Consider the following 26,335-nt stretch of genomic DNA (forward strand, 5'->3'; position numbering starts at 1 on the left):
CCCTTGACATGCCACTAACGAAGCAGAGATGCATCAGGTGCCCGAAAGGGAAAGTGGACACAGGTGCTGCATGGCTGTCGTCAGCTCGTGTCGTGAGATGTTGGGTTAAGTCCCGCAACGAGCGCAACCCTTGTCTTTAGTTGCTACGCAAGAGCACTCTAGAGAGACTGCCGGTGACAAACCGGAGGAAGGTGGGGATGACGTCAAGTCCTCATGGCCCTTATGGGTAGGGCTTCACACGTCATACAATGGTGCGTACAGAGGGTTGCCAACCCGCGAGGGGGAGCTAATCCCAGAAAACGCATCGTAGTCCGGATCGTAGTCTGCAACTCGACTACGTGAAGCTGGAATCGCTAGTAATCGCGGATCAGCATGCCGCGGTGAATACGTTCCCGGGTCTTGTACACACCGCCCGTCACACCATGGGAGTGGGTTTTGCCAGAAGTAGTTAGCCTAACCGCAAGGAGGGCGATTACCACGGCAGGGTTCATGACTGGGGTGAAGTCGTAACAAGGTAGCCGTATCGGAAGGTGCGGCTGGATCACCTCCTTTCAAGAGCGTGCATCTCAAGTCGAGCGTTCACACTTATCGGTTTGTTTGCTGTTACAGCCAAGGGTCTGTAGCTCAGGTGGTTAGAGCACCGTCTTGATAAGGCGGGGGTCGTAGGTTCAAGTCCTACCAGACCCACCAAGTTATAGACGGTGGTTCGATGTTGAGCTTCCGGCGCTAGTAGTATTTGGGGGATTAGCTCAGCTGGGAGAGCACCTGCTTTGCAAGCAGGGGGTCGTCGGTTCGATCCCGTCATCCTCCACCAATTACCTCGCACTTCACTGTGCACCTTGGATTGGTCGTCAAAGGCAAGCGCTTAGGATTGAGCGTTTGCCTTTGGCCTTGGCCAAGACGTTGCGAGACGAAGTTTCGCACGGCTGTTCTTTAACAATATGGGATGTAGTAAAGGTGTCGTGAGCGTTGATGAGACGCTGCAGTAAAACACGATACCGGGTTGTGATTGTATCAACCAAAATGTATTTAAGTGATCGAAAGATGACTTGGAATACGGCACAAATGCGAGAACTCATCCTGTAGCGAGCACGGCTTGAACGCAAGTTTGAGACACACTCGTTATAGGGTCAAGCGAACAAGTGCATGTGGTGGATGCCTTGGCGATCACAGGCGATGAAGGACGCGGTAGCCTGCGAAAAGCTTCGGGGAGCTGGCAAACAAGCTTTGATCCGGAGATGTCCGAATGGGGAAACCCGGCCCGTATGGGTCATCCCTGACTGAATACATAGGTCAGGGAAGCGAACGCGGCGAACTGAAACATCTAAGTAGCTGCAGGAACAGAAATCAACCGAGATTCCCAGAGTAGTGGCGAACGAAATGGGAAGAGCCTTGTACTCTTTAGCAGCATTGTTAGCAGAACGGGATGGAAAGCCCGGCCATAGCAGGTGATAGCCCTGTATGCGAAAACAGCGTTGTGGAACTAGGTGTACGACAAGTAGGGCGGGACACGTGAAATCCTGTCTGAAGATGGGGGGACCATCCTCCAAGGCTAAATACTCGTGATCGACCGATAGTGAACCAGTACCGTGAGGGAAAGGCGAAAAGAACCCCGGGAGGGGAGTGAAATAGATCCTGAAACCGCATGCATACAAACAGTCGGAGCCTGGAAACGGGTGACGGCGTACCTTTTGTATAATGGGTCAGCGACTTACATTCAGTGGCAAGCTTAACCGATTAGGGAAGGCGTAGCGAAAGCGAGTCCGAATAGGGCGTTCAGTCGCTGGGTGTAGACCCGAAACCAGACGATCTATCCATGGCCAGGTTGAAGGTGCGGTAACACGTACTGGAGGACCGAACCCACTAACGTTGAAAAGTTAGGGGATGAGCTGTGGATAGGGGTGAAAGGCTAAACAAGTCTGGAAATAGCTGGTTCTCTCCGAAAACTATTTAGGTAGTGCCTCGTGTCTCACCTTCGGGGGTAGAGCACTGTCATGGTTGGGGGGTCTATTGCTGATTACCCCGCCATAGCAAACTCCGAATACCGAAGAGTGCAATCACGGGAGACAGACATCGGGTGCTAACGTCCGGTGTCAAGAGGGAAACAACCCAGACCGCCAGCTAAGGTCCCTAAGATTGGCTAAGTGGGAAACGAAGTGGGAAGGCTAAAACAGTCAGGAGGTTGGCTTAGAAGCAGCCATCCTTTAAAGAAAGCGTAATAGCTCACTGATCGAGTCGTCCTGCGCGGAAGATGTAACGGGGCTAAGCCAGTCACCGAAGCTGCGGATGCGTGCATTCCTTTAAGTGCACCTTGCTTGTCGATGCGCAGCATCGACAAAGCGCCCAACAGTGATCGTTGGGATGCAAGTGAAGTGGATTTAAAGGAGTGCACGCATGGTAGGAGAGCGTTCTGTAAGCCTGTGAAGGTGTCTTGTAAAGGATGCTGGAGGTATCAGAAGTGCGAATGCTGACATGAGTAGCGATAAAGGGGGTGAAAAGCCCCCTCGCCGTAAGCCCAAGGTTTCCTACGCAACGTTCATCGGCGTAGGGTGAGTCGGCCCCTAAGGCGAGGCAGAGATGCGTAGCTGATGGGAAGCAGGTTAATATTCCTGCACCGTCGTATGATGCGATGGGGGGACGGATCGCGGAAGGTTGTCCGGGTGTTGGAAGTCCCGGTCCCTGTATTGGAGAAGGCGCTTAGGCAAATCCGGGCGCGGAATTCAAGGATATGGGGCGAGCGGCCTAGTGCTGCGAAGCAATTGGAAGTGGTTCCAAGAAAAGCCTCTAAGCTTCAGTCATACGAGACCGTACCGCAAACCGACACAGGTGGGCGAGATGAGTATTCTAAGGCGCTTGAGAGAACTCGGGAGAAGGAACTCGGCAAATTGGTACCGTAACTTCGGGATAAGGTACGCCCTTGTAGCTTGACTGGCCTGCGCCAGGAGGGTGAAGGGGTTGCAATAAAATGGTGGCTGCGACTGTTTAATAAAAACACAGCACTCTGCAAACACGAAAGTGGACGTATAGGGTGTGACGCCTGCCCGGTGCCGGAAGATTAAATGATGGGGTGCAAGCTCTTGATTGAAGTCCCGGTAAACGGCGGCCGTAACTATAACGGTCCTAAGGTAGCGAAATTCCTTGTCGGGTAAGTTCCGACCTGCACGAATGGCGTAACGATGGCCACACTGTCTCCTCCCGAGACTCAGCGAAGTTGAAGTGTTTGTGATGATGCAATCTCCCCGCGGCTAGACGGAAAGACCCCATGAACCTTTACTGTAGCTTTGCATTGGACTTTGAACCGATCTGTGTAGGATAGGTGGGAGGCTTTGAAGCGTGGACGCTAGTCTGCGTGGAGCCGTCCTTGAAATACCACCCTGGTTTGTTTGAGGTTCTAACCTTGGCCCGTGAATCCGGGTCGGGGACAGTGCATGGTAGGCAGTTTGACTGGGGCGGTCTCCTCCCAAAGTGTAACGGAGGAGTTCGAAGGTACGCTTGGTACGGTCGGACATCGTACCTAAAGTGCAATGGCAAAAGCGTGCTTAACTGCGAGACCGACAAGTCGAGCAGGTGCGAAAGCAGGACATAGTGATCCGGTGGTTCTGAATGGAAGGGCCATCGCTCAACGGATAAAAGGTACTCTGGGGATAACAGGCTGATACCGCCCAAGAGTTCATATCGACGGCGGTGTTTGGCACCTCGATGTCGGCTCATCTCATCCTGGGGCTGTAGCCGGTCCCAAGGGTATGGCTGTTCGCCATTTAAAGAGGTACGTGAGCTGGGTTTAAAACGTCGTGAGACAGTTTGGTCCCTATCTGCCGTGGGCGTTGGAATCTTGACGGGGGCTGCTCCTAGTACGAGAGGACCGGAGTGGACGTACCGCTGGTGTACCTGTTGTCTCGCCAGAGGCATCGCAGGGTAGCTATGTACGGAAGAGATAACCGCTGAAAGCATCTAAGCGGGAAACTCGCCTGAAGATGAGGATTCCCTGGAGCCTTGAGCTCCTTGAAGGGTCGTTCGAGACCAGGACGTTGATAGGCTGGGTGTGGAAGCGCAGTAATGCGTTAAGCTAACCAGTACTAATTGCCCGTAAGGCTTGATCCTATAACCAGTGTGTTTCTACCTGGTGTGAGTGTCGCGTGCCGCTGCAGCAGCAAAAAGCAGCTTGGCCGATACGCACAACCCCTACTACATCCCTATTTGCTGCGTTGAGCGAACCTCAACGCGGCCACCGTTTATGCCTGGTGACCATAGCGAGTTGGAACCACCCCTTCCCATCCCGAACAGGACCGTGAAACGACTCCACGCCGATGATAGTGCGGATACCCGTGTGAAAGTAGGTAATCGCCAGGCTCTCCCTTGAAACCCCCCAGTACGAAAGTACTGGGGGGTTTTGCTTTTGCACGATCGAAAGTGCGGTCGAAATAGCGACGGAAATAACGATGAATTGCCGAGATGGAGATATCCAGATCATTCGTGATGGAAAAAGGCCGGCAAGCGCCAGCCTTTTTCCATGCGTAATCGCCGCCGACCATTGTCAGCGGCGATAGCATCTCGGTTACCGCACCGTGCCAACAATACGCACGAACTTCTGCGTGTCGTCCGCAGTCGTGGATCGGATTTCAACAGTGCGCTGGTCGCCCGCCAGGCCGAATGCCGGGAACTTCGCGGCGTTGCAGGGCGTCAGCTGCGCGCTGGATGCCGAATTGCTTGCACTGATCGTATCGCTGCGCGCGGACCGCGCGACGGGCGATCCCTGAATCAGCACGCGCTCGGGCAGTGGCACCGCACTCTGCAGGGCGCCAAACGCCAGGGCGCGGTCGACAGGCTCTGCGTTCTGCGTCCAGCTGATCTGCATGTCGGACTGCGCCGCAGTCTTGCTGCCCCCCGTGGCGACAAAGTCCTGGCTGCCTGCGTCGATGCTGTTCCAGGTCTGCCGCGCCAGTACCGACGGCGTGAGCACGCTGCCCGATGTAGTCACGTAGAACGTATCGTCAGCCGCTGCCAGGCTGGTTTTGTAGCTGGAGTTGACGTTGCGGTTCCACACCTCGAACTTGTAGCGGCCATAGGCCGGAAGGCTCTCGATGGCGGAGTCCGACAGGGCTGCAGGCAGGTACGTGTTGCCGCCGGTGGATAGCCCGCCCCACCTTACTGCCTGGTTGCTATCGATTGCCGTGGCCGCCAGGACCACGGTGCTGCTCGATTGCCCGCTGTCGCCGATGATCTGGCTGGGCGTCACAGGATCGTCTGTGGCGTAGGTCAGCGACCCGGCCAGATTTTGTACCACCAGATTGTTGTAGCTGCCGCAAACGCGCGAGCGCGAGAGGGTAATGCCAGCAGCCGGCAATCCCGGGCCCGTCACCCGTACCAGTTGCACATTCATACCTGCGCCCCGGGCGGGGTTGAACAGAAAACGTAGCGAACTCTCATAGCGCGATACGATCCCCTGCGCCGATAGCGGGTTCAACTCGGTGACCTTGCTGATTCGCCGCGTGACCGCAGCTTCGTAGCTGCGCTGGTTGCCCGTCAACTGCCAGCCGGCGGGCGCACGATTGGTGACAAGGCGCGTGATGTGGTCGGTGGATTTGTCGGTGCGAACGAAGGGCAGGCGTACCAGCGCGGTTGCCTGGTTCTGGGCATTGGTCGAATTGAACAGGACAACTGGCGCCTCGAACTTCGCGCCCTTCATGTCGCTCGCAGCCAGCAGGGTGGACAGGTCGTCGCGAACGGTGTAGCTGTTGTTCAGGTAATCGCTCGAGAATGCGGTGCTGCAAGCGCCAAGCACGCTATTGCCATCCGCGCGGGCGGCGGGGTCCAGCGCAAAGCAGGCCTGAAGGGCAGCACGGATGCCTTCAAACGTCGCGGCATTGGTCTTGACTTCAGGCTTGGGCAAGGCGGGCGGAGGCGATGCCAGCGAGTCCGCCGTCAGGATGACTTCGTATGCGGCATTGTTGCCGGTGATCACGGAGCCGGTGCTCGTCAGCTTTGCACCACTCGTTGTCAGCGTGACCCGGATGACGTCGAGAACGCTATCGGCACCTTCCCCTTGTTTGCTGAGCGGCGTGGAAATCGGATCAAAGGCGGCAGGGTCCAGCCCTGCATCGCTCGTGACATTGGCAAGCACGGAGCGCAGCAAGCTGACGATTTGCTGCACCTGGGCGCTGCTTGCCTTGCTGCCAAGCACCGACGACTTCGTCAGGTCCAGGGGGTTGCCACCAACCAGCAGCGCTGCCACGGCAGTCGTCAGTGGCGTGACATTGACGGTTGCAGAGCCATTGGTTGGCTTGGTCGCCAGCACCGAAACATAGGTCAGCTGATCGCCACCGCTGCTGCCCGTTGCGACAACCGCAAACGGTGCGCGGAAAGCGGTGACATCGAATTCAAAATGGCCACTGCCATCTGCCGTGTTGCTGCCCACGACTTTTCCGTCAGCGTCATAGACGGTGACCAGGGCGTTGGCCATAAAGGCGCCGCTGGCTGCCGTGCCTTGCAGCGTTACCTTGCCAGCCTGGCTCGCCGGGGTCGTCGCCGTGCTGCCGTCTCCGCCACACGCACTCAATACGGCAAGCGTGATCGCTGCAACTACGGGCGTGAGCAGGGTGCGGCGATTCATCCCCGACCTGGATTCCCCTCTAATATTCATTGGATTTCCCTTTCATTATTATCTGTAAATACAGCGGGTTTTCGAGTCCCTGACCACGCTGCGCATGCAGATTACAGGAAGAGACGTCGAAGGCACCCCCCCCGGCGGTGGGGTGATTCGGCAATTTTGCAAAAAATGACAATTGGCATTTCGTGTCGGGGATACACCGGCGCTGATGTGAATGAAAAACCTGCGCGTGCTAGGATCCTGCGAGATTTCGACGAGAAGCATGCAGGGGAGCCAGGACACAGATGGAAAGCGGCATCGCAGAGTACAAAGGGTACGTAGTCCACGTCTTCTGCAAGACGATCAAGGACGGTTTGCACATCGCGTCATGCGCGATCTGGGAGGACGGGGCGGTAGTGCAGGATTCCAAATCCATCGGCCGCAATCACGCCACGGCAGCCGACGCAAAGATCGCGGCTTACGAGTGGGCGAAGCAGTGGATAGATGAAAATAGCTGAGTGGCGCTGACGCGGCTGCGTGCACTCGCGAACGTACATGGAGCGGCAGTCGCCGCACGCCAAAAGAATGGGTGCTAGCACTTTTCACTTCTTTTTGTATTAGGGCTATCCAGATGCCGCTAATCCGCGTATATTCTCATTCGCGGGGTGGAGCAGTTGGCAGCTCGTCGGGCTCATAACCCGAAGGTCGCAGGTTCAAGTCCTGCCCCCGCAACCAAATTCCAAAAGCCCGTCCGGTTCAAGCCGCACGGGCTTTTTGCTTTGTCGCCCTGCAATTGTGCGCTAAGCGAAATCACCCGGCGGGTCGTCCGGGATGGTCCACTTCATCGGCTTTTCTACAGTGGCCGGTGGCGGCTTCTGCGATCGCGAAGGGGCTTGGGGCGCAATCTGAGACAGGAGTTGAGCGGACGATACATTGACGGTTTCCTCATCGCCGTCTTCTGACCAATACCTGAGCGTCACTGACATGTTCCTCTCCGGTAAGTGACTCAAAGAACCCCAACTGCCAGTCGCGCAGGAGGGGGCCAACTCTTACCTTAGGACCATTTCGCGCGCTTGCCTGTCGTCAATGGCGATGGCGATGGCGTGCGCAGGCGGCGTCCAGAATGGACAAAGCCGCACGCCAGGACGGCGTGCGGCTTTGTAATGCGAGCCGTCTTTCAGACCGGCTGGCGCCAGGGCTTCAACAGATCACCCAATCACCCGATCACCAGTTCGAGTCGCTCTTGGGCGGGCCCAGCGACTCTTCCTTGCGCGGAGCTGCCTTCTTCTTGGGCTTGGCATCAGCAGCCGGCGGCGCCGGCGGAATTTCCGCGCGCAGCTGCAGGGAGCCAGCGGGAATATCGTCGAGCTTTACCTTGACGTCTTCCAGATGCCCGTACGACAAGGAGGGCGTGACCCGGTCCACCACCACGGTACAGCACTCCTGCTCGGTACGTCCGAGCGAGCGGCCGGTCTGCGGATCGCGCAGCTCGTTGCCCAGCATGACGACCTGATAGGCCGTACCGCTGCTCACCGACTGGCCACCCTGGCTCAGCACCACGTTGTGGCCATCGCGGGAGGCTACGCTGACCGGGTAGAGGCGCACCAGGATGTCGGCTACCACCTTGGAGACGACGGCGCCTTCCATGGCTTCCACGCGCTCGCCTGCCGCGCGGCCGGCGTCGCCCTTGGCGGTATTGCTGAACAGGACTTCGCTGGTGGTCACGTTGACGAACTTCTGCGAGACCGACCAGTGCCCTGGCACGCTGCCCTCACCATCTGCATTGGCGCGGCGTCCCGGCTCGAATGCATTGACGCGGCCAAACCAGATCAGGTCCGCACCGAGTCCCTGGCCGAGCTTGGCGAACTGGTCCGCCGAAGTCTGGCCGTTCGAGATGCGATCCATTTCGTCACCGAGCTCCGGCGCGAAATCGCGCTCTAGCACGGTAAAGCGTCCGCTCTGCGTCAGCGCGTCCATAATGCGCTGGCGCAGCTCGGCGGCGATGCGCACGGTGTCGCCGCCGGCGCGGCTGTCCACGCGCAGCGGGGCAATGGCGATGCGCAGCTTGCCCTGGTCCGCCGGCGCCTTGTACTTGGCCACATTGGCTTCGATGGTGGCCTTGATCATGCGCTCGGTCAGGCCGGGCTCGCTGATCTCGATCACCTTGAAGTTGCTGATGGCGCCACGGCTGCTCTGGCTCACCAGCTCCGCGAAGCCGGCCGAGCTCAGCGTGAGCGGATCGCGTCCCACGGCCAGGCCCAGCACCGACTTGAACTGCGTCGACGACTGCTCGATGGTCATGCCATTGACCTGCATGACGGCCTGGCGCAGTGCCTGGTCGATGGCTTCGGCCGGCGTGTGGCCAAGCCCGGTGGTGGTGACCCGCACCTTTTCGACCTGGCCCACGTCGGGTGCGCCGCCCCCGCTCGCCACCGGCGCGGAAGCGCTGGCGGATGCGGCGGCAGGTGGCGGCTCTGCGTCACGGCCTTTGCAGCCAGCCACCGACACCGTCAATGCGAGGCCGCAGACGGCCAGCGCACGATGCCATTTCATGGGGAGTGTTCCGCTCTGGTTCACGATGGCAACAGGCTTAGAACTTGGCCGAGAGTGCCGCGGTGGCATCCTTCGGCACGGGGATTTCGTTGCTCTTCGCGTATGCGGTGGCAGCCTGCAGCGTGCTGCCCAGGCGGGTCACGTGGCCCGGCGCTTCGCTAGCGATGTAGGTGCCCGTCGACAGCTTGTTGGTCAGCGTCAGCTTTTCCATCACCGATGCGCTGGTGAGTTGCGACTGTGCGGCATCCTTGAAGGCGATCAGGCTGGGACGCAGGCCCACATAGCGCAGCACGCCCAGGCCAAGGTGCTTCATGCCTTCGGCGTACGATTGCTTGCCGGCGGCGTCGATCTTGGTGTTCGAGTCTTTCAGCTTAGCTTCGATGGCGGCCGAGGCTTCGCTCTGCAGCTTGTCGGAGTCTTCCAGGTTGCCCTTGGTGGCGCCGTCGGTCAGCGCGTCAGCCGTCGCCTTTGCCTTGGCCGACAGTTCCTTCAGGCCAACCGCGTCCGCCAGGTAGGACTGGGCCACCAGCACTTCGCGGCCGGCAGCCACGTAGGCCTTGGACAACTGATCTTGCGCGCCGCTTGCATCGGCGGTGGCGCCGCTGCTGGACGAGGACGAACCACCCGTCAGGCTGCCCAGCGAAGGCAAGGCGTGGGCCTGGCCAGCGGCCAGCAGGGACAGTGCAGCGATCGAGATGACTTTCTTCAACATGTTTGTTCTCCAGGGAAAGCAAAGGGGTAGGGAGGCCGGCCGTACGGTACCGTGACGCGCTTGCGCCGGCCTGGGAGCGATTAGCGGACCTTGGCGTTGTTCAGTTGCGCCGCCAGCTCGCGTGCTGCCGAATCGGCCGCGCGCTTGAGCGCGTTGGTCTGCGCCACGCTGGCATCCGGGCCGGTGCCGGCATACTGGACCGGGCCGACCGACGACACCGTGCGCGGGAAACGCGTGGTCACGTCAAGCAGCCTGGCCGTTACCGTCACGTACACGCGGGTCAGGCCGGTGACCGGGTCGCTGTCCTGCATGCCGATGTCGAGTGTGCCAAGCGCCAGGTAAGGGACCTGGGCGGTCTGCAGGCCCAGCACGGCCTCTCGCATGGTGGCGGGCTGCAGGTCGTTGCCGCTCTTGTAGTCGTTTTCCAGCGCGCTGATGCGCAGGTGACCACCCGAGGAGGGCTCGACATAGGCGGCTTCCACCACCTGGAAGCCCGACTGCGCGAACACGCCGGTGAACACCGAGTTCAGGTTGCCCGACGGCACCAGGCGCCAGCTCACGTCGTCCGCCTTGCGGGTACGGCTGCCGCCGGTTTCGACGGACACGGAGGCATTGGCCGAATAGCTGTTGCGGGTCGACTTCTCGTTGACATTTTCCTTCACGTCCGCGCGCTTGTAGACGCGCGTATCGAAGGACTTGACGGAGTCCTGCTGGCGCGCCACGAACAGGAAGGTCAGCGGGGATTTCTGCGCGTCCGAGGCGGTGGCCACAGCCGCGCCGCCCTTGACCGCGTTGCGTAGCTTGGCGACGTTGATGTCGACACGGACCACGACTGAATACTGGCTGGCGTCCTTCTTGTCTTCCTCGCTGATGATGGTCGCGCCCAGCACGAACTTGTCGAGGTTGGCGGCGACCTTGTCGCGGATGCTGTCGAAATTCTCGGCCTGCGACTCACCGCTCTCGGCGTAGTAGCGCTCGATGGCGTTGACCTGCGCGGTCTTGAAGGCGCGGTCCTTGTCCTCGGCGCTGGCCTTGCTCGAGAACACCGAGCTGTCGTACTTCACGTTTGCCATCCCCTTGGACGACACCACTTGTGCCGACGCCAGGCTGCACGCGAACAAAAACAGCCAACAGAGCTGACGGATTACTTGCATGACTTGACCACTCCTCTTGTGACATCTACTTGTTTACTAACGTTATCGCCCGACGAAGCCGCAGCCAGCCAGTCGCTGTCCTGGCCGCCCAGCGAACTGGACAGCTTGGTGAACAGGCCTCGCAGGGAATCCGCGTAAGCCGGGAAATCGTCGATCTCTGACTGCGTGACGGGGACGGCTTTCACTTCGCCGTTCTTGAAATCGGCGTCGAGGTACTGCTTGCCGGACATCGGCTCGCCCAGCTTGACGTGGCTGTACACCGCGTAGATGTAGCTGGTGCCGGCCGCGGAGCTGCCGTACTCGACCCGCTTGAAGCCCTTCAGGTCCACCTGGATGGTGTAGTCGGGTTCAGGCAGCTTGAGGTTGAAGACCTCGCCGTCGGCGAAGCGCATCGCCATCGCATTGCCAATGGCATAGCCTTTGGTGAACGGCAGGATCGGTACGCCAGCCTTATCCAGCAGGGCTTCGCCGAACATGTCGGCGAGCCAGCCTTCGGCCACGCCGGAACCCGTCTTCAGACCTTCGGGCAACTGGGCCAGCGCTTCGGGCGCCACGTTGACTTGCGATACCTGCAGGTAGCGGGTGCCCGACGACGGCAGCTTCGCGCCCGACAGGACCTGAGCGTAACGATCGAACAGGCCCGGCTTGTCGCCGCCGAGCAGCAGGCGCTTGACGCGATCGCGCTTCTCACGTTCGCTGGGCGGATGGTCGAGTACGTCGAGGTAGGTCACATTGATCGGGTAGGCGCGCAGCACCGTCATGGCCTTGAAATCGAACACCAGGGCCTGGCCACGTACGTTGGCCAGCACTTTGTACAGGCGGCCGAAGCGCTCGGAAGAGATGGTCTCGCTGGTCACCACCAGTGCGGTGGCGAGAGCCTGCTCGCTATTCTTCAGGCTAGCCATGCCGTCGCTGGACAGCGAGAAATTGGCGGGCGGGCGCGCGGCCAGGGACCGGCTGATGGCCTTGTTCGGCGCGCTGCCGGAGGCGGTCAGCTCGGCCTCTACCTGTCGCGTAACCGGAAAGCGGGCCGCGATCTGCTGAGCGTCGCCGGCATAGGCAAAGCCGGCAAAGGCGACGCTATCAGCAGCGGCTGCCTGGGTAGCCGCGAGGGCAGTAAACAGCAAAACGACAAGTCGGAAAGCTTGCATGGGCAGAGTCAAAAATGAAGGGAAGGCAGCGAGAGATGCAAGGTGCCGCGCATTCAAGCGAACGCGCCGGCCTGTGAAAACTTGATGGGCATTCTGAAATGTCTTAGGACTAAATCAGAAATGTCTTAGGACTCGCGCGCTCGCAAGGCCGGGATTCTACTGTAGAAAAACAGCAAAAATGACTTTAGTGACTTTTTTTAGAAAAATTGAGAATTGCCTTATTGACTTCCACATGCCTTTAATGGCATGGCATGCCGGAGTTGGCAATTAGAGGGCGGTGGAGGTCCGCCTCTCAAGGTCGCGGCGCGCTGCGTCAGCCTTCGCTTGGCTGGATATTCAGCAAGCCGGTGCCGGCCTGCGTGAGGAAAGGCGAGAACAGGCTCATGACCTGCGACGCGCCCCAATTGATGTGCTCGCGCTTGATGGCATCGATGCCGTGTCGGGACCGCAGGTAGTCGATCCAGTAGGTCGATACGATCCACGTGTTGACGACCAGTTGGTCAAGCTGTTCGGGCGTGGCGCGCAGCAATCCTTGCGCTTGCATGGCGCCGAACACGCGACGGACATGGTGTTGTCCGTCGTTGGCCAGCGTTTCGGTGCGCAACCTCAGCGTTGGCGCCAGGCTGTGGATGGACGCCGCATCGCGATAGAAGAAGCGCCACTCCCACATCAGGTTGAACCAGCCGCTCAGGTAGCCCGCGAAACGGTCGGGTGCATCGCCATGTGCCAGATCCGCGATCGAGGTGTCGCGTAGCGCCCGCTCGAAGTTGTCGAACAGGGCCTCGAGGATCTGTTCCTTGCGGTGAAAGTGATAGTAGAGGTTCCCTTCCTGTATGCCGACCGCCGAGGCGATCTCCGCGGTGGTCACGACGACTGGCCCGCGCTCGTTGAACAGGCTCAGGCAAGCGTCAAGGATGCGCTCGCGCGTTTTGGGACGCCTGGCTGGCGCGACTTGCACCGTCATGGTCGGTAACTCCCTGCATATTCCGTTATCTGCATGTTTGCACGGCAGATGGTTAGGGGTAAGCCCTAGTTTTGGCAATCTCGGTTGATTAATTAGGGTGAACACCCTAGTCTAGTCTGAATACAGCACGGACGCACCGTGAAAATTCGACGCGGCAAGCGCCGTTTCGGTTTGGCCAACAGGAGACGATCGATGCTTTCAGGCAATGCGAAGCACCCGCATCCCGACGTTCACGCCGGCACGGCGGCGGGGCGCCAGGACGAGCCGGCGCCAGGGCCGGCAGCGGCGCAGCACCTCGATGTGCTGGTAGTCGGGGCGGGGCTTTCCGGCATCTGCGCGGGCTACCATCTGCAGACCAGTTGCCCGGGCAAGACCTACGCGATCCTGGAAGGGCGCGACGCCATCGGTGGCACATGGGACCTGTTTCGCTACCCTGGCGTGCGGTCCGATTCGGACATGTACACCCTGGGCTTCAGCTTTCGCCCATGGCGAAGCGAAAAATCCATTGCCGATGGTGACGCGATCCTTGAATACATCCGTGGCACGGCGAAGGAATTCGGCATCGAGCGGCACATTCGCTTTGGCCATCGCGTATTGCGTGCGTCGTGGTCGTCCGAGACCGCAAGGTGGACGGTCGATGCCACGGTAGGCCCGCAAGGCACGCCTGCCCGTTTTACCTGCAGTTTTCTCTACCTGTGCAGCGGCTACTACGACTATGCGGACGGCTATATGCCCGGGTGGCCGGGCATGGAGCGCTTCAATGGCCGTGTGGTGCACCCCCAGCACTGGCCGGCGGACCTGGCGTATGACGGCAAGCGCGTGGTCGTGATCGGCAGCGGCGCCACGGCCGTCACGCTGCTGCCGGCGATGGCCCAGCGGGCGGCCCACGTGACCATGCTGCAGCGCTCGCCAACGTACGTAGTGGCGCGCCCGTCCAGCGATCCTGTCTCCGCATGGTTGCAGCGGCGGCTGCCGGCGTCCATGGCGCATCGCGCCACGCGCTGGAAAAACGTGCTCTTGGGCATGTACTTCTACAATCTCTCGCGCAAGAAGCCGGACCTGGTCAAGAGCAAGATCCTCAAGGGGGTGCGCGCGCAACTCGGTCCGGACTACGATATCGACAAGCATTTCACGCCGTCTTACAAGCCATGGGACCAGCGGCTCTGCCTGGTGCCTGACTCGGATCTGTTCAAGTCTATTCGCTCAGGGAAGGCTTCGGTGGTTACCGACCAGATCGAGTCGTTCACCGAGACTGGCTTGCTGCTGCGCTCCGGCGAGCGGCTCGACGCGGATGTCATCGTCACGGCTACCGGGCTTCAGTTGAAGGTGGCCGGGGGGATGAAGCTCGAGGTGGACGGCACCCGGATGAACCCGGCGCAGGCCTTCATGTACAAGGGCATGATGTATAGCGACATGCCGAACCTGGCGGTAGCCATGGGCTATGTCAACGCTTCCTGGACGCTGAAGGCCGAGCTCTCGTCGACCTACGTGTGCCGCCTGATCAATCATATGGACGCGAAGGGCCACGCCTGGTGCGCGCCGCGCCGCACAGATCCGGCATCCGATGAAGAGCCTTCGCTCTCGCTGAGATCCGGCTATGTCCAGCGGGCCAGCAACATCTTGCCCAAGCAGGGCTCCAGGCGGCCATGGAAGGTGCATCAGAACTACCTGTTCGACCTGATGGCCCTGAAGTTCGGCAAGGTGGAGGACAGCGAGATGGCCTTCGGCCGTGCGGGCACGGCCGCCTCGGTGGATGGCTAACGGATAATGCCTGAACGTGAAAGTTGAACGTGAAGGTTGAACGTCAAGGTTGAATTTCAAGGGTGAAGGTACATACACAATGACCATATTGATTGCCTGCGTCGCCGTGGGCGCCGTCGTTCTGCTTGGGTTGGTGGCATTCTCCGGCCTGATTGCGCGCAAGGTGGAAAATGCGCTGCCGCCCAAGGGGAAGTTCATCGAGATCGATGGCGCCCGGCTCCATTACATCGACAAGGGCGAAGGCCCGGCCATCGTGATGGTTCACGGGCTGGGGGGGCAGACCGGCAATTTTTCCTACGCGCTGCTGGAAAAGCTGACCGGCCGGTTCCGGGTGATCCTGGTCGACCGGCCCGGCTCGGGCCATTCGACCCGGCCACCGGCGATGTCGGCCCGCCTGAGCGTGCAGAGCACGGTCGTGGCCAAGTTCATCCGAGCGCTAAACCTGCAGAATCCGCTGTTGGTCGGGCACTCCCTGGGTGGGGCGGTGGCGCTTGGCGTCGCGCTCGATCATCCCGGCACGGTCGGCGGGCTGGCGTTGATTGCACCGCTGACGCATCCGGTGGAGGGCGTGCCGCCCATGTTCCGTACGCTGTCCATTTCCTCAGCTACGATGCGCCGCGTGATCGCGTGGACGTGGGCGATCCCACGGTCTATCTTGCGCGGCAAGGCCATGGTCGAACTGGTCTTCAGTCCCGACCGGCCGCCGCAGGACTTCGGCACCGCAGGCGGTGGCCTACTCAGCCTGAGGCCCCGCAGCTTCTTTGCCACTTCGACGGATATGGTCAGCGTGGAGGAGGACCTGCCATCCATGGCGCAGCGCTATGCCTCGCTGGCCTTGCCGATCAGCATCCTGTACGGGACCGGGGATGCCGTGCTCGACTGGCAGGCGCAGGGCAAGGCGATGAAGGACAAGCTGCCGGCGCTGGATCTCGAACTTGTCCCTGGCGGCCATATGTTGCCGGTCACATTTCCCGACCAGACCGCGGCCTGGCTCACGGCGGCTGCCGCGCGGCTCTGACGCGGCACTGATGCGGCGCGCGGCAGTCGCCGCGCTGGCCGGTCAAGCGTCGATGGTGAAGCCGATCTCCTTGATGAACTCGCCCCAGCGCAGGTAGTCCGCCTTGACCTGCGCGGCGAAGGCAGGTTGCGTGAGCCAGCTCCTGGCCGAATCGCGCGGAGTCGCTCATGCTACGATCCAGCCTCTGAATCAACGTGAGCTAACGATGTCGACTGCCTTCCTGATATTCAATCCGGCCCCGTCCGAAGATGGCGAGCAAATCGGCTTTTCCATTGCGGCAAACGGCGTGGACAGCAGCGGCTTTGTGTCGCGCTCGGCGCTGGATGAACTGGCCCAGGGCCAGATTGGCAGCCACCTGGATATTTTCGAGCGCAATCTCGACCGCATCCAGGAAGTGGCCATGCAGAAGTGGTCTGCTGACCCGTCTCTTAACCCCGTCATGTTGGGGGACCACGATTTCTGAGAGGGTCACGCAGCTCCCCGCACGCGCTACGCCTGAGAGAACGTGCGGACCAGCTTGGTCTTCAGTGGCCAAGGGCGTGACGCAAGAATCCAGATGCATAGCAGCGGCCCGATGAACGGCAGCAGCGCCAGATATGCGTAGAGTGCACCAAAATGGGCCGCCTTGAATACCTTCCTGAACGGGAAGAACCACAAGGCTTCGAAGAATAGGAACCCGAGTAGATAAAGCGTCATGGTGTGCTTCCTGTGCGGCTCGCCTGGCGAGGCAGATGCCCCGCGCAGCCGCATTGTAGAACCCATTCGTTCGCTCACAATCCCGCCACTTCGGGGGATTTTTGCCGGTCCGGCATCCATACCTACGTCGCAATTGCGTGCGCCGCTGAGTCCGCCGCCTCCTTCCGCCCCTTCTTTGACGCGGCTTAGCGCAGCGCGCGCTGCGCCACGGCGATCAGCGCCACGCCCATGCACGCTACCGCCAGCAGCGCGAACAGATTGCTTACCGCAATCAGCTGCGCCTGTTGGTCGATCAGCGCCGACCAGCGCGCCAGCGTGGCGGCGTCAAAACCATCGGGCAGGTCGAAGGGCGTAATCCGCGCGACCAGTTGTGTGCGTGCCATGGCCTCGCCATACTGGAGCCAGAGGCTCGCCACGCCCGTGCCGGCGGCCGTTGCGATCTGGCGCACGATGTTCTTGAACTGATAAGCGTGGGCAAAATCCTCGGCGCTGAATTCCGCATAGGTCAGCCCCGCCACCAACGCCAGGATGAAGGGCGTGGTCAGGCTTTGCAGGGTCAGGGCTGGCAGCAGCACGGCCATGGAGGCCCCCGGCATCATCCGCTGGCTCAGCATCCAGGCCGCGCCGGCGAACATGCAGTATCCGAGGGCGAGGTAGCGGCGTTGCCCTGTCAACCGGGCGCCGGCATAGGTAAAGACGCAAAGACCCGCGAAGCCGATCAGTCCGGTGATGGTGAGCACCTTGCCGGTGGTCTGGAAGGTAAAGCCCAGCCCGGATTGCAGCGTGGTGGGTACCACGTAGCCCCATAGCCCGTTGAGGAAGTAATACAAGGTATAAAAGCCCAGCCCGACCAGGTAGCGGCGGCCGAACAGCAGCTTAGGGTTGAGCCAGGGATCGGGGTGGCGATGCTGGTGGACGAAGACGCTAGCCACGAGCAATAGCCCGACGATCGGGGTGATCGCTACCGAGGGCGAGCTCGCCAGCTCGTAGAATCGCAGGTCGCCCAGCCCGTGTAGCAGCACCAGCGCGCCCGTGCCCAGCAATATGACGGTCACCCAATCCATGCCGCCGACGTCAACCTCCCACGGTGGCAGCGAGGCCGCGACACGGCGCGGATACGAGAGCAGCACCAGCAGTATCGCCGCGACCGACATCCCGGCCTGGACCACGAAGATCATCCGCCAGCTCGCATCCTCCACCAGCACCGCGGAAATCCATGGGGCCAGTGCCGCCAGGCCCATGGCGCCGGCGTTGAAGCCCAGGAACAGGGGCCGGCGCTCTTCACGGGCGGCTGCCAGCTGGATGATGATGCGCGACGCGGTGAACAGGCCGCCCGCGCCCAGACCTTGCACCGCGCGCGCAAGGCTCAGTTCGAGCGGTGTATCGCAGACGGCGCAAAGCGCGGCGCCCACGGTGGCGACGAGCAGGCCGAGCAGGGTAAATCCGCGATAGCTGATGTCCCGCGCGATGCGCCGCAGCACCAGGTTGGCGACGGTGGCCGCTGCGGCATAGGACGTGAGACTCCAGAGAAAATCCTCGGGCGAGGCGTGAGTGCCACCCCGGATATGGGTGCCCGCGACGCCCATCATGGACGACGCTACGAAGTCCACGCCGGTGGTGCAGCCCAGGGTAAAGGCGAAGAGATAAACCTGCGCAGCGGACAGGTCAGGGTGCTTGCCCAGCATCGCGCTGCCAGTTGCCATGACGGTCCCATCTGTCGCGTAGATGCAATTCGCGGTCTGGCGCCGCCGGGGCGACGACCCGCCTACCCAGTATCGGCGAAATGATCCGGGCGCCCAAGCGGAACCGATGGGGGATGACAGGAAGGGGGAGGGGCTCTATGCCCGCGGCCTGGTGTGCTGGAACGCGTCGAGCAGCCGGTCGCGCAACGCGCGCCACGCGCGCGGCACCGCGCTGAGCCCGGCGGTCAGGCCGGGATCATAATAGTGGACGATCAATGAGCGGCGCTCGCCCGCCTCGGCATGCAGGTTGGCGTGCAGCGTGACGAAGCCGTTGAACGCATAGACATTGCCCGGCGCACAGGCGATGCGGTCGCACTGGTGCTCGGCAAGATGGCGGAAGGTCTGCGCGCGGCGAATGACGAACGGCAGGTTACGCAACAGGATCAGCCGGATCTTTGCAACGATATTCGATATGGCCGTCACCGCATGGCGTTGGCGCCGGTAGATGATCAGGTCCCCGTTTTCCTGGGTGGCCTGCGCCTCTTGCAGCGGAATCAGCAGCGTCAGGATATGGGAGTCGTAATGCCGCAAGTGGCTCTGGGCGGGCAGGCCGCTGTTGACACAGCGCAGCACGCACAGTGGCGGCTCGCCATTGAGTTCCCAACCGGCCTTGCGCGCCCATCGTCGCGAGATCTCGCAGGCCTGCCGCTCCGCCAGCTGAAAGCCTTCGTTTTGCCGCAGCATGTCTGCGAAGTGCTGCGCTGCCTGCGTGGCGCGGCGGCCATCCGCCGGCCGCCATGTCTCCCGGCTGGCGTCGATTGCCGCATTGATCTCATCGAGCAGATGTCGAGTCACGACGCCTTCGAATACCTGGAGCCTGGGCAGCTCCGCGTCGATGTCGTAGTCACGCATCGCATGTTGCTCCGCTTACCGCCCCGTTCCGCCCGGTACAAGGGCCGGGAAGGGAGCGACATGTTGCGGCCGGCCACAAATGGCCCGCCGCTACCGGACTAGGCGCGGCCCGCGTTGCCGGCCTTCCTCCTGATGATCTTGCGCAGGCCGCCGCTGGCATCGATCGGTGCTGCCAGGGAAGAAAACGCGGGCGGTCCCATATCCGGTGCTATGAATCTACGGCGTCAGAGCGTTACCGAACGGACAAAACTACTTTCAGATCCGCCAGACGAAACAATCCGAGTCGCTTCGCTTGTGTTAATTATGATGCACTTATGGGTATCGCGCGTACGGGTGGGTCGCCGCAGTCCCACGTGCTCAGGTTCCAGCTTTGCGGAGCGCAATCCAGGATGAAGGTGTCGGGCCGATAATGGAATTTGGGGGCTTGGTCATATTCATTCAATCAGACGGATCTTGTCGGAAAGATAATCACCAAGGTAATCAAAGAGGTAATTACCAGGACAATCTCAAAGGTAATTTCGGCGGCGATGAGCGGCCGCAGCGGTTCATCGGCTTTGCAGTCAAATGCGCTGCGGCGGGGCCGGCGTTGGTGCGTTGGTGCGTTTGCCCTCACTGTTTAGCGTTGTTCAATTGACAACTCCGGTTGCCGGGAACATCATCGCTCGGGGAAAATAGACGCGCCTCTGTGCAACGATGTCGCCCGTTCGTCGTCGAAAAGCGCATGGAAGGTAGCCATTCCGACAAGGAACCGGGGTCATGATCATTTCGCTACGTCGAATCGCGAGCGCGCTTGCGCTTGGTCTGCTGTTGTCTGCCTGCGCTGCGGGTCCGCAAACTTCAGCGGTGCCGCAGCCAGCCTCGCCGCCGTCCGATGGGGCGATCAAGGCTTTATCCGCCCAGATTTTTGTCTACGCCTATCCGCTGGTGCTGATGGATGTCACGCGTGAGGTCATGAGCGAGCGCGTGCCGCCCAATACCTTCTCGCATAAGCGCAGTTTCCCGGACGCGACCTTCACCGACGTGGTCAGCCCTAATGCCGATACGCTTTACTCGACGGCATGGCTGGATTTGTCCGGCGGCCCGGTGATCCTCTCGCTGCCCGACACGCACGGGCGTTATTACCTGATGCCGCTGATGGATGCCTGGACCAACGTCTTCGCGTCGCCGGGCAAGCGAACCACGGGCACCAAGAAAGCGGTTTACGCCGTAACGGGGCCGATGTGGAACGGCATCTTGCCGCCTGGGGTCACTGAAATCCGTTCGCCGACCGAGATGGTGTGGCTGATCGGCCGTACGCAAACCAATGGCAAGCAGGATTACGCAGCGGTCCGCCGCTTGCAGGACCAATATCGCCTGGCGCCGCTCTCCGCCTTGCAGCGTGGCGGCAAGGCACGGCCCAAGCCCGCCGAGGCGATGCTGCCCGAAGCGGTTCCCGTGGATGTGGAAACGCCGCCCGTTGAGCAGGTGGCGGCGATGGACGCGCAGGCATTCTTCACCCGCTTCGCCGAATTGCTGCCGGCTAATCCTCCGGCCGCGGCCGATGCGGCCATGGTGGAGTCGATCAAGAAGTTCGGGATCGTTCCGGGCAAGCCCTTCTCCGTGACCGCGCTGGAGCCTTCGACGGCCCGTGCGGTGCAGGAGGGCGCCACCACCGCCCTGGCGGGCATCGTGGCCATGGCCAAGCGCGGCGGCGGCGAAGGGGATGGCAAATGGACCGTGCACCGGGATCTGGGCAACTACGGCACAGCCTATGGCAAGCGCGCGCTGGTGGCCTGGGTTGGGCTTGGCGCCAACCTGCCGGCGGATGCGCTGTATCCCAGCACGCGGGTCGACGCTGCCGGCAAGCCGTTGAACGGGGCAAACCGCTACGTACTGCATTTCAACAAGGGCCAGATGCCGCCGAGCACGGCCTTCTGGTCGCTGACGCTCTATAACGACAAGCAGGCGTTTGTCGCCAATCCGCTCAACCGCTATGCCATCGGAGACCGCGATCGGCTGCGGTACAACCGGGACGGCTCGCTTGATATCTATATCCAGAATGCGCGCCCGGCGGGCAAGCGGGTGGCCAACTGGCTGCCGGCGCCGCCTGATGGCTTCAACCTGATGATGCGGGTGTATTGGCCCCGGCAGGCGATGCTGGACGGCAAGTGGAGCGCGCCGCCGGTGACTCGGGTGGAGTGATTGCGGTCCCCAAGCCGGTCACTGAGATGAAAAAACCCGCCGAGGCGGGTTTTTTTCATGACAAGGTGCAGGCTCAGAACTTGTATTTGACGCCAGCATAAAGCGCGCGGCCCGAACCGGGGTAGAACACCGTGGTGTTGGCTGTCCGCGCGTCGGCCACGGTGCTGAAGTCGCTCACATAGCGCTTGTTGCCGAGATTGCGCGCATCCAGGAACACCGTCACGCCGCGCTGGAATTCGTAGCTGGCCTGCAGGCCAAACAGCACGTAGCCAGGCGTGCGCAGCGTGTTGGCGTAGTCGACATAGGCGCCGCCCGGCACCCAGTCGATGGTGCCGGCAACGCGCAGCCCGGCCGCGCGGCTGTAGGCAACGGTGGTGCGCAGCACATGCTCGGGTATGCCGGCGATGCGGTTGTTGCCGTACTGCGGATCATTGTCGAAGCGGAAGTCGCTGTAGTTCCACAGTTGCGACAGCGTGAGCTTGTCGCCGGAGCCGAACAGGTTCTGCAGCACGTCGCCGCTGACGCCGAGCTCAACGCCTTGCAGCGTGGTGCGGTTGGCGTTGAAGGTAGCTGCCGGGATAATCGGGTTGGTGGTGTATTGCAGCAACTGGTCGCGCACCAGCGAGCGGTAGGCCGTCACGTCCCAGGAGAAACGTTCGCGCTTGCCCCGCGTGCCCAGCTCGAGCGTCCAGCCGCGCTGCGCGCTCAGCGGCACAAAGCGGGTGGTGGTGGCCATGGTCTGGCTCAGGTCGGTAAAGTCGGGTACGTCCGCGCTGCGCGTGATGTCGGCAAATGCCTGCACGTCAGGCACCGGCTCCCATAGCACGCCGAATTTCGGGTTCACGCCGCTGTAGGTGGCGCTATCGGACTTGGCCGTGGGATTGGCCGGCAGGCCACCGTAGTCCTGATAGCGGCGGACATTGCGGTAGGCCTTGGCACCGGCCATCAGCGCGATGGTGGGGGTCACGTAAAGGCGGTCTTCGAGATAGGCCTCGTAGTTGTACGCATCCTGCGCGGCGTTGAGTGTCTGCGCGCCGCGGTTGCCGGCGTTGTTGACGTACTGGCGCGCATCGTTGTTGCCGCCGAAGAAGCGCGCGCCGACGATGAGCTGGTTGCGCAGGCCGCCGATGGTCTGCGTGCCGGTGTAGCGCGGCGCGAATCCATAGGTCCAGTAGTCCTGGTCGATGACCTGGAAGATCGGGTGATACAGGCTCTTGTGGATGACCCAGGTGCTGAAATCGAGCTGGCCGCCGTCGAGCTTGACGGTGGTGACATTGGCCACGCGCTCGGTGCGCGTGTTGCGCGCCTGGTCGCCGGACAGCGCGGCCGGCGCGGCCTTCTTCGGATTGTTCAGCGCATCGGTGAGCGACAGCGCGCCGGGCAATTGCTGGTCGACGATATAGGCGCCCACGTAGAAGCGGGTTTCCACCGCCGGGCTGAACCGGTAGCCGAAGTTGGCGTTGAACTGCTCGTACTGGCCGCGCTCGTGCGCACGGAATCCGTCCGAGTGGTTGACGCTCAGGTTGGCGAGAAAGTCGAAGGCGCCGATCTGGCGCGAGACCTGGCCGCTGGCGCGCGCCGTGCCGAAGCTGCCGCCATCGACGCGAACCTGGTTGGGCGCATCAGCGGTGAGCGCGGTGGGCGTGGTGAAGTTGATCGCACCGCCCAGCGTGGTGGTACCGTAGGCCAGCCCGTTGCCGCCCTTGTAGATTTCGGCCGCGCTCAGGCCGAGCGGGTCGATCTGGTAGTAGTCGCCGCTGCCGTCGGCAAAGTTGGTGGGGACGCCATCCTGCAGGAGATCCAGGCCACGTGCGTGGTAGCCGCGCGCAACGCCCGAGCCGCGGATCGACAGGCGCAGTTCCTGGCCGTAGCGCTCCTGCACATACACGCCGGGCGCATCCTTGAGCACGTCGCGCAGGTTGCTGGCGTAGGTGTCGCTGTAGGACGCGGCGTCGACAAAGCCGATCGAGCCGGCCGTCTGCTCCAGTGCCTGCTGTTGCTGCTGCACGTTCGGCGCGGTGAGCGAGCCTGGGGCCTTGGCCGTGACGGTCGCCGCAGGTAACGTGACAGCGGCATCGGGTGTGGCGGGTGTGGCGGGCGCGCCAGCCTGTGCGAGCGCGGCAGTGGTGAATGTGGTGAAGGCGGCGGCGGGCAGGGCGGCGGCGCGCTGCTTCCAGTGTCTGGCTCGTTTCATGATTTCCCTTGTGGCGGCAGGCCTGCTTTGGGCCGCGCCTTTTAACCGTGCTTGGATAGCCGCGTACGATACGGAGGGAAGCCTGGTGTGCGCTATGTGACACAGTGCCGCAACGTGCGCCCCGGAGCAGTCTGTCCGTCGCGGTGCGGCGTTTTGCCGCTTTGCGTGCAAGGGAACGCAAGACGGCCAACGGGCCGGCATGCAATGCATGCCGGCCCGTTGGCTTGGTAAGGCTAATGGAAAGGCCGTTGGTAAGGCTTGGCAGGGCTTGATCGGACCCGACAGGGCGCGGATCAGGCCGCCTGGCTAGCGCAATCGACGCAACCCGCTGCGTGCGTGGCGCCCCGGTGTGCCGCGTGGCCGCCCAGGCCCGTGCGGCGGTTGGCGCGCTGCCACTTGGTCGCGCTGTCCTTGCCGATCTGCTCGCGAAGGCTACGCGCGGCGGCGACCATATTGGCCAGCGCGGCTTCGGTTTCGGGCCAGGCGCGCGTCTTCAGCCCGCAGTCCGGATTGACCCACAGCCGTTGCGGCGGAATCACCTCGCAGGCGCGCTCCAGCAGGTGCGTGATGGCTTCCACGCTAGGCACGCGCGGCGAGTGGATGTCATACACGCCCGGTCCGATCTCGTTGGGGTAGTCGAACTCGCCGAAGCCTTCGAGCAGCTCCATGGCGGAGCGCGAGGTTTCGATGGTGATCACGTCGGCGTCCAGCGCGGCAATGGCGGGCAGGATATCGTTGAACTCGGCGTAGCACATGTGGGTGTGGATCTGCGTTTCATCCGCCACCGAGGCGGCCGAGATCTTGAACGCATGCACGGCCCAGTCCAGGTACGCGGCCCAGTCGCCCTTGCGCAGCGGCAAGCCTTCGCGCAATGCGGGCTCATCGATCTGGATGATGCGGATGCCGGCTTGTTCCAGGTCCGAGACCTCGTCGCGGATCGCCAGCGCGAGTTGCAGCGTGGTGGTGGCGCGCGGCTGGTCGTCGCGCACGAAGGACCATTGCAACATGGTGACGGGTCCGGTGAGCATGCCCTTCATCGGACGGTCGGTGAGCGATTGCGCATAGCGCGTGGTTTCCACCGTCATGGGCTCGGGGCGGTACACATCGCCGTAGATCACCGGTGGCTTGACGCAGCGCGAGCCATAGCTTTGCACCCAGCCGTTTTCGGTGAAGGTGTAGCCGCACAGCTGCTCGCCGAAATACTCGACCATGTCGTTGCGCTCGGCTTCACCATGCACCAGCACGTCCAGGCCGAGCGCTTCCTGCTTGCGCACGGCGGTCTCGATTTCACCGCGGATGCGCTGCAGGTATTCCAGCGCGCCGATGTCACCGCGGCGGTAGGCGGCACGAGTCTGGCGGATTGCCGGTGTCTGCGGGAACGAGCCGATGGTGGTGGTCGGCAGTGCCGGCAGCTGCAGCGCGGCGCGCTGGCGTTCGATGCGGGTCTGGAACGGGCTCTTGCGCCGGGCCATGGCAGCGCTGACTGCCGCGACCCGTGCCTGCACCTGCTGGTTGACCACGCGGCGCGAGCTGCGGCGCGAGGCCAGCGCGGCATCGGCGGCGGCCAGCTCGGGGGCGACCGCTGACTCGCCTTCGTTCAGGGCGCGGGCCAGCACGCTGACCTCGGCCAGCTTCTCGGTGGCGAAGGCCAGCCAGGTCTTGATTTCCGCATCGAGCTTGCGCTCGGCCTCTAGTGAGACCGGCACGTGCAGCAGCGAGCAGGACGGCGCGACCCACAGGCGCTCGCCCAGTTCGGCATGCAGCGGTGCCAGCGCGGCCAGCGCGCGGCGCAGGTCGGTGCGCCAGATGTTGCGGCCATCGATGACGCCGGCGGACAGCACCGCGCCGGCCGGCAGCACTTTGCGCCAGGCGTCGAGCTGCTGCGGTGCGCGCACCAGGTCGATGTGGAAGCCTTGCACGGGCAGGGCGGCGGCGCGCGCGGCGTGGTCGGCAGCGCTGTCGAAGTAGGTGGCCAGCAGCAGCTTGACGCCGGACTTGGCCAGTTCGGCATAGGCGCCGTCATAGGCATCGAGCCATGCCGGCGCCAGGTCCAGGCACAGCGCGGGCTCGTCGATCTGCACCCATTCGATGCCGCGTTCGCCCAGGCGGGCCAGGATGCGGCCATAGGCGGCCACCAGGCTGGGCAGCAGGCTCAGGCGGTCGAAACCGTCCACGTGGGTCTTGGACAGCCACAGGTAGGTGAGCGGCCCGATCAGCACCGGCTTGGCCTTGAGGCCCAGCGCCAGCGCTTCTTCCACTTCATCGAAGAACCAGTCCACGCCGCCGTCGAAACGGGTGTCGGGGCCGAGTTCCGGGACCAGGTAGTGGTAGTTGGTATCGAACCACTTGGTCATTTCCATGGCCGGCTGGGCCTTGTTGCCGCGGGCCAGCTCAAAATACTGCGCCAGGCTCAGCTGCTTCGGGTCGAAGCCAAAACGCGCGGGCAGGGCACCGAGCAAGGCGCTCAGGCCCAGCACCTGGTCGTAGTAGGCGAAGTCGCCCACCGCCACGCTGTCCAGCCCGGCATGCGCCTGCGACTGCCAGTGGCGTTGGCGCAGGCCGGCTGCCACCTGGCGCAGGCTGGCCTCGTCCGTTTCGCCGCGCCAGAACGCCTCCTGGGCGAATTTCAGTTCGCGCTGGGCGCCGATGCGCGGAAATCCAGCGATATGAGTGCGTGCCATGCAGTGCTCCGTATTGGGATATTGGGAATGTGACGATGGCGCCCAGTGTGGAATCCAGCGTAAAATGAATCAAGCGATAAGATTTAATCA

General features: G+C 62.1%; 16 protein-coding genes, 3 tRNA genes and 3 rRNA genes. 11 read left to right on the forward strand and 11 right to left on the reverse strand.

Going from position 1 to position 26,335, the window contains the following annotated elements; genetic code table 11:
• From A9975_RS03160 to rrf, 5 genes are all read left to right on the forward strand, one after another.
• Positions 1-552 (forward strand): 16S ribosomal RNA (locus A9975_RS03160); the annotation flags it as partial.
• A gap of 61 nt (positions 553-613) precedes the next feature.
• A tRNA-Ile gene (locus A9975_RS03165) sits at positions 614-690 on the forward strand.
• A 48-nt stretch (positions 691-738) separates the two neighbouring features.
• Positions 739-814 (forward strand) — tRNA-Ala (locus tag A9975_RS03170).
• A 314-nt stretch (positions 815-1,128) separates the two neighbouring features.
• Positions 1,129-4,101 (forward strand): 23S ribosomal RNA (locus A9975_RS03175).
• A 136-nt stretch (positions 4,102-4,237) separates the two neighbouring features.
• Positions 4,238-4,350, forward strand: a 5S ribosomal RNA gene (gene rrf, locus A9975_RS03180).
• A gap of 205 nt (positions 4,351-4,555) precedes the next feature.
• Here the strand turns inward: rrf and A9975_RS03185 are convergent.
• Positions 4,556-6,610 carry a hypothetical protein gene (locus A9975_RS03185; RefSeq protein WP_183031359.1) on the reverse strand — a complete coding sequence of 685 codons (2,055 nt, stop codon included), beginning with the start codon at positions 6,608-6,610 and terminating at the stop codon, positions 4,556-4,558.
• A gap of 281 nt (positions 6,611-6,891) precedes the next feature.
• Here A9975_RS03185 and A9975_RS03190 point away from each other — a divergent pair, with 281 nt between their 5' ends.
• Both A9975_RS03190 and A9975_RS03195 read left to right on the forward strand, forming a co-directional pair.
• A complete protein-coding gene (locus A9975_RS03190; RefSeq protein ID WP_183031360.1) occupies positions 6,892-7,104 on the forward strand; it encodes a hypothetical protein in 213 nt (70 codons plus the stop codon).
• 141 nt (positions 7,105-7,245) lie between these two features.
• A tRNA-Met gene (locus A9975_RS03195) sits at positions 7,246-7,321 on the forward strand.
• A 489-nt stretch (positions 7,322-7,810) separates the two neighbouring features.
• On the opposite strand, the gene A9975_RS03200 is transcribed toward A9975_RS03195, so the two are convergent.
• The 5 genes from A9975_RS03200 to A9975_RS03220 all read right to left on the reverse strand — a co-directional run bounded on the left by A9975_RS03200 (position 7,811) and on the right by A9975_RS03220 (position 13,120).
• Positions 7,811-9,139: a CsgG/HfaB family protein gene (locus A9975_RS03200; RefSeq protein WP_183031361.1), complete on the reverse strand. Its 1,329-nt coding sequence runs from the start codon at positions 9,137-9,139 to the stop codon at positions 7,811-7,813.
• Between the two features lie 37 nt (positions 9,140-9,176).
• Positions 9,177-9,851, reverse strand: coding sequence for a hypothetical protein (locus A9975_RS03205; protein WP_150984667.1), 675 nt, complete (start codon positions 9,849-9,851; stop codon positions 9,177-9,179).
• Between the two features lie 80 nt (positions 9,852-9,931).
• On the reverse strand, positions 9,932-11,005 hold the full coding sequence (locus A9975_RS03210; RefSeq protein ID WP_183031362.1) for a hypothetical protein: 1,074 nt from the start codon (positions 11,003-11,005) through the stop codon (positions 9,932-9,934).
• Positions 10,996-12,156 carry a hypothetical protein gene (locus A9975_RS03215; RefSeq protein WP_183031363.1) on the reverse strand — a complete coding sequence of 387 codons (1,161 nt, stop codon included), beginning with the start codon at positions 12,154-12,156 and terminating at the stop codon, positions 10,996-10,998. The genes A9975_RS03210 and A9975_RS03215 overlap by 10 nt, the downstream gene beginning before the upstream one ends.
• A gap of 313 nt (positions 12,157-12,469) precedes the next feature.
• The gene (locus A9975_RS03220; RefSeq protein ID WP_183031364.1) at positions 12,470-13,120 is read right to left on the reverse strand and encodes a TetR/AcrR family transcriptional regulator; all 651 of its coding nucleotides are present in this window, start codon (positions 13,118-13,120) and stop codon (positions 12,470-12,472) included.
• A gap of 192 nt (positions 13,121-13,312) precedes the next feature.
• Between A9975_RS03220 and A9975_RS03225 the strand changes: the two genes are divergently transcribed.
• The 3 genes from A9975_RS03225 (at position 13,313) to A9975_RS03235 (ending at position 16,362) form a co-directional block, all read left to right on the forward strand.
• Positions 13,313-14,881, forward strand: a complete 1,569-nt coding sequence (locus A9975_RS03225; protein WP_183031365.1) for an NAD(P)/FAD-dependent oxidoreductase — start codon at positions 13,313-13,315, stop codon at positions 14,879-14,881.
• 79 nt (positions 14,882-14,960) lie between these two features.
• Positions 14,961-15,899: an alpha/beta fold hydrolase gene (locus A9975_RS03230; RefSeq protein WP_183031366.1), complete on the forward strand. Its 939-nt coding sequence runs from the start codon at positions 14,961-14,963 to the stop codon at positions 15,897-15,899.
• Between the two features lie 130 nt (positions 15,900-16,029).
• On the forward strand, positions 16,030-16,362 hold the full coding sequence (locus tag A9975_RS03235; protein WP_183031367.1) for a hypothetical protein: 333 nt from the start codon (positions 16,030-16,032) through the stop codon (positions 16,360-16,362).
• 26 nt (positions 16,363-16,388) lie between these two features.
• On the opposite strand, the gene A9975_RS03240 is transcribed toward A9975_RS03235, so the two are convergent.
• The 3 genes from A9975_RS03240 to A9975_RS03250 form a co-directional block, all read right to left on the reverse strand.
• Positions 16,389-16,595 carry a hypothetical protein gene (locus tag A9975_RS03240; protein WP_150984659.1) on the reverse strand — a complete coding sequence of 69 codons (207 nt, stop codon included), beginning with the start codon at positions 16,593-16,595 and terminating at the stop codon, positions 16,389-16,391.
• Positions 16,596-16,780: 185 nt separating this feature from the next.
• Positions 16,781-18,298, reverse strand: a complete 1,518-nt coding sequence (locus tag A9975_RS03245) for an MFS transporter (RefSeq protein WP_255503038.1) — start codon at positions 18,296-18,298, stop codon at positions 16,781-16,783.
• Between the two features lie 135 nt (positions 18,299-18,433).
• Complete coding sequence (locus A9975_RS03250) at positions 18,434-19,189, reverse strand: hypothetical protein (protein ID WP_183031368.1); 756 nt, start codon at positions 19,187-19,189, stop codon at positions 18,434-18,436.
• 756 nt (positions 19,190-19,945) lie between these two features.
• Here A9975_RS03250 and A9975_RS03255 point away from each other — a divergent pair.
• A complete protein-coding gene (locus A9975_RS03255; RefSeq protein ID WP_183031369.1) occupies positions 19,946-21,370 on the forward strand; it encodes a DUF1254 domain-containing protein in 1,425 nt (474 codons plus the stop codon).
• Between the two features lie 73 nt (positions 21,371-21,443).
• Here the strand turns inward: A9975_RS03255 and A9975_RS03260 are convergent, their stop codons facing one another.
• Together A9975_RS03260 and metE are read right to left on the reverse strand one after the other, a co-directional pair.
• A complete protein-coding gene (locus A9975_RS03260) occupies positions 21,444-23,564 on the reverse strand; it encodes a TonB-dependent receptor (protein ID WP_183031370.1) in 2,121 nt (706 codons plus the stop codon).
• A 293-nt stretch (positions 23,565-23,857) separates the two neighbouring features.
• Positions 23,858-26,245, reverse strand: a complete 2,388-nt coding sequence (gene metE, locus A9975_RS03265; RefSeq protein ID WP_183031371.1) for a 5-methyltetrahydropteroyltriglutamate--homocysteine S-methyltransferase — start codon at positions 26,243-26,245, stop codon at positions 23,858-23,860.
• Between the last annotated feature and the right edge of the window lie 90 nt (positions 26,246-26,335).

The organism is Cupriavidus sp. UME77, assembly GCF_014170355.1.
In the GTDB taxonomy this organism is placed as follows: Bacteria; Pseudomonadota; Gammaproteobacteria; order Burkholderiales; family Burkholderiaceae; genus Cupriavidus; species Cupriavidus basilensis.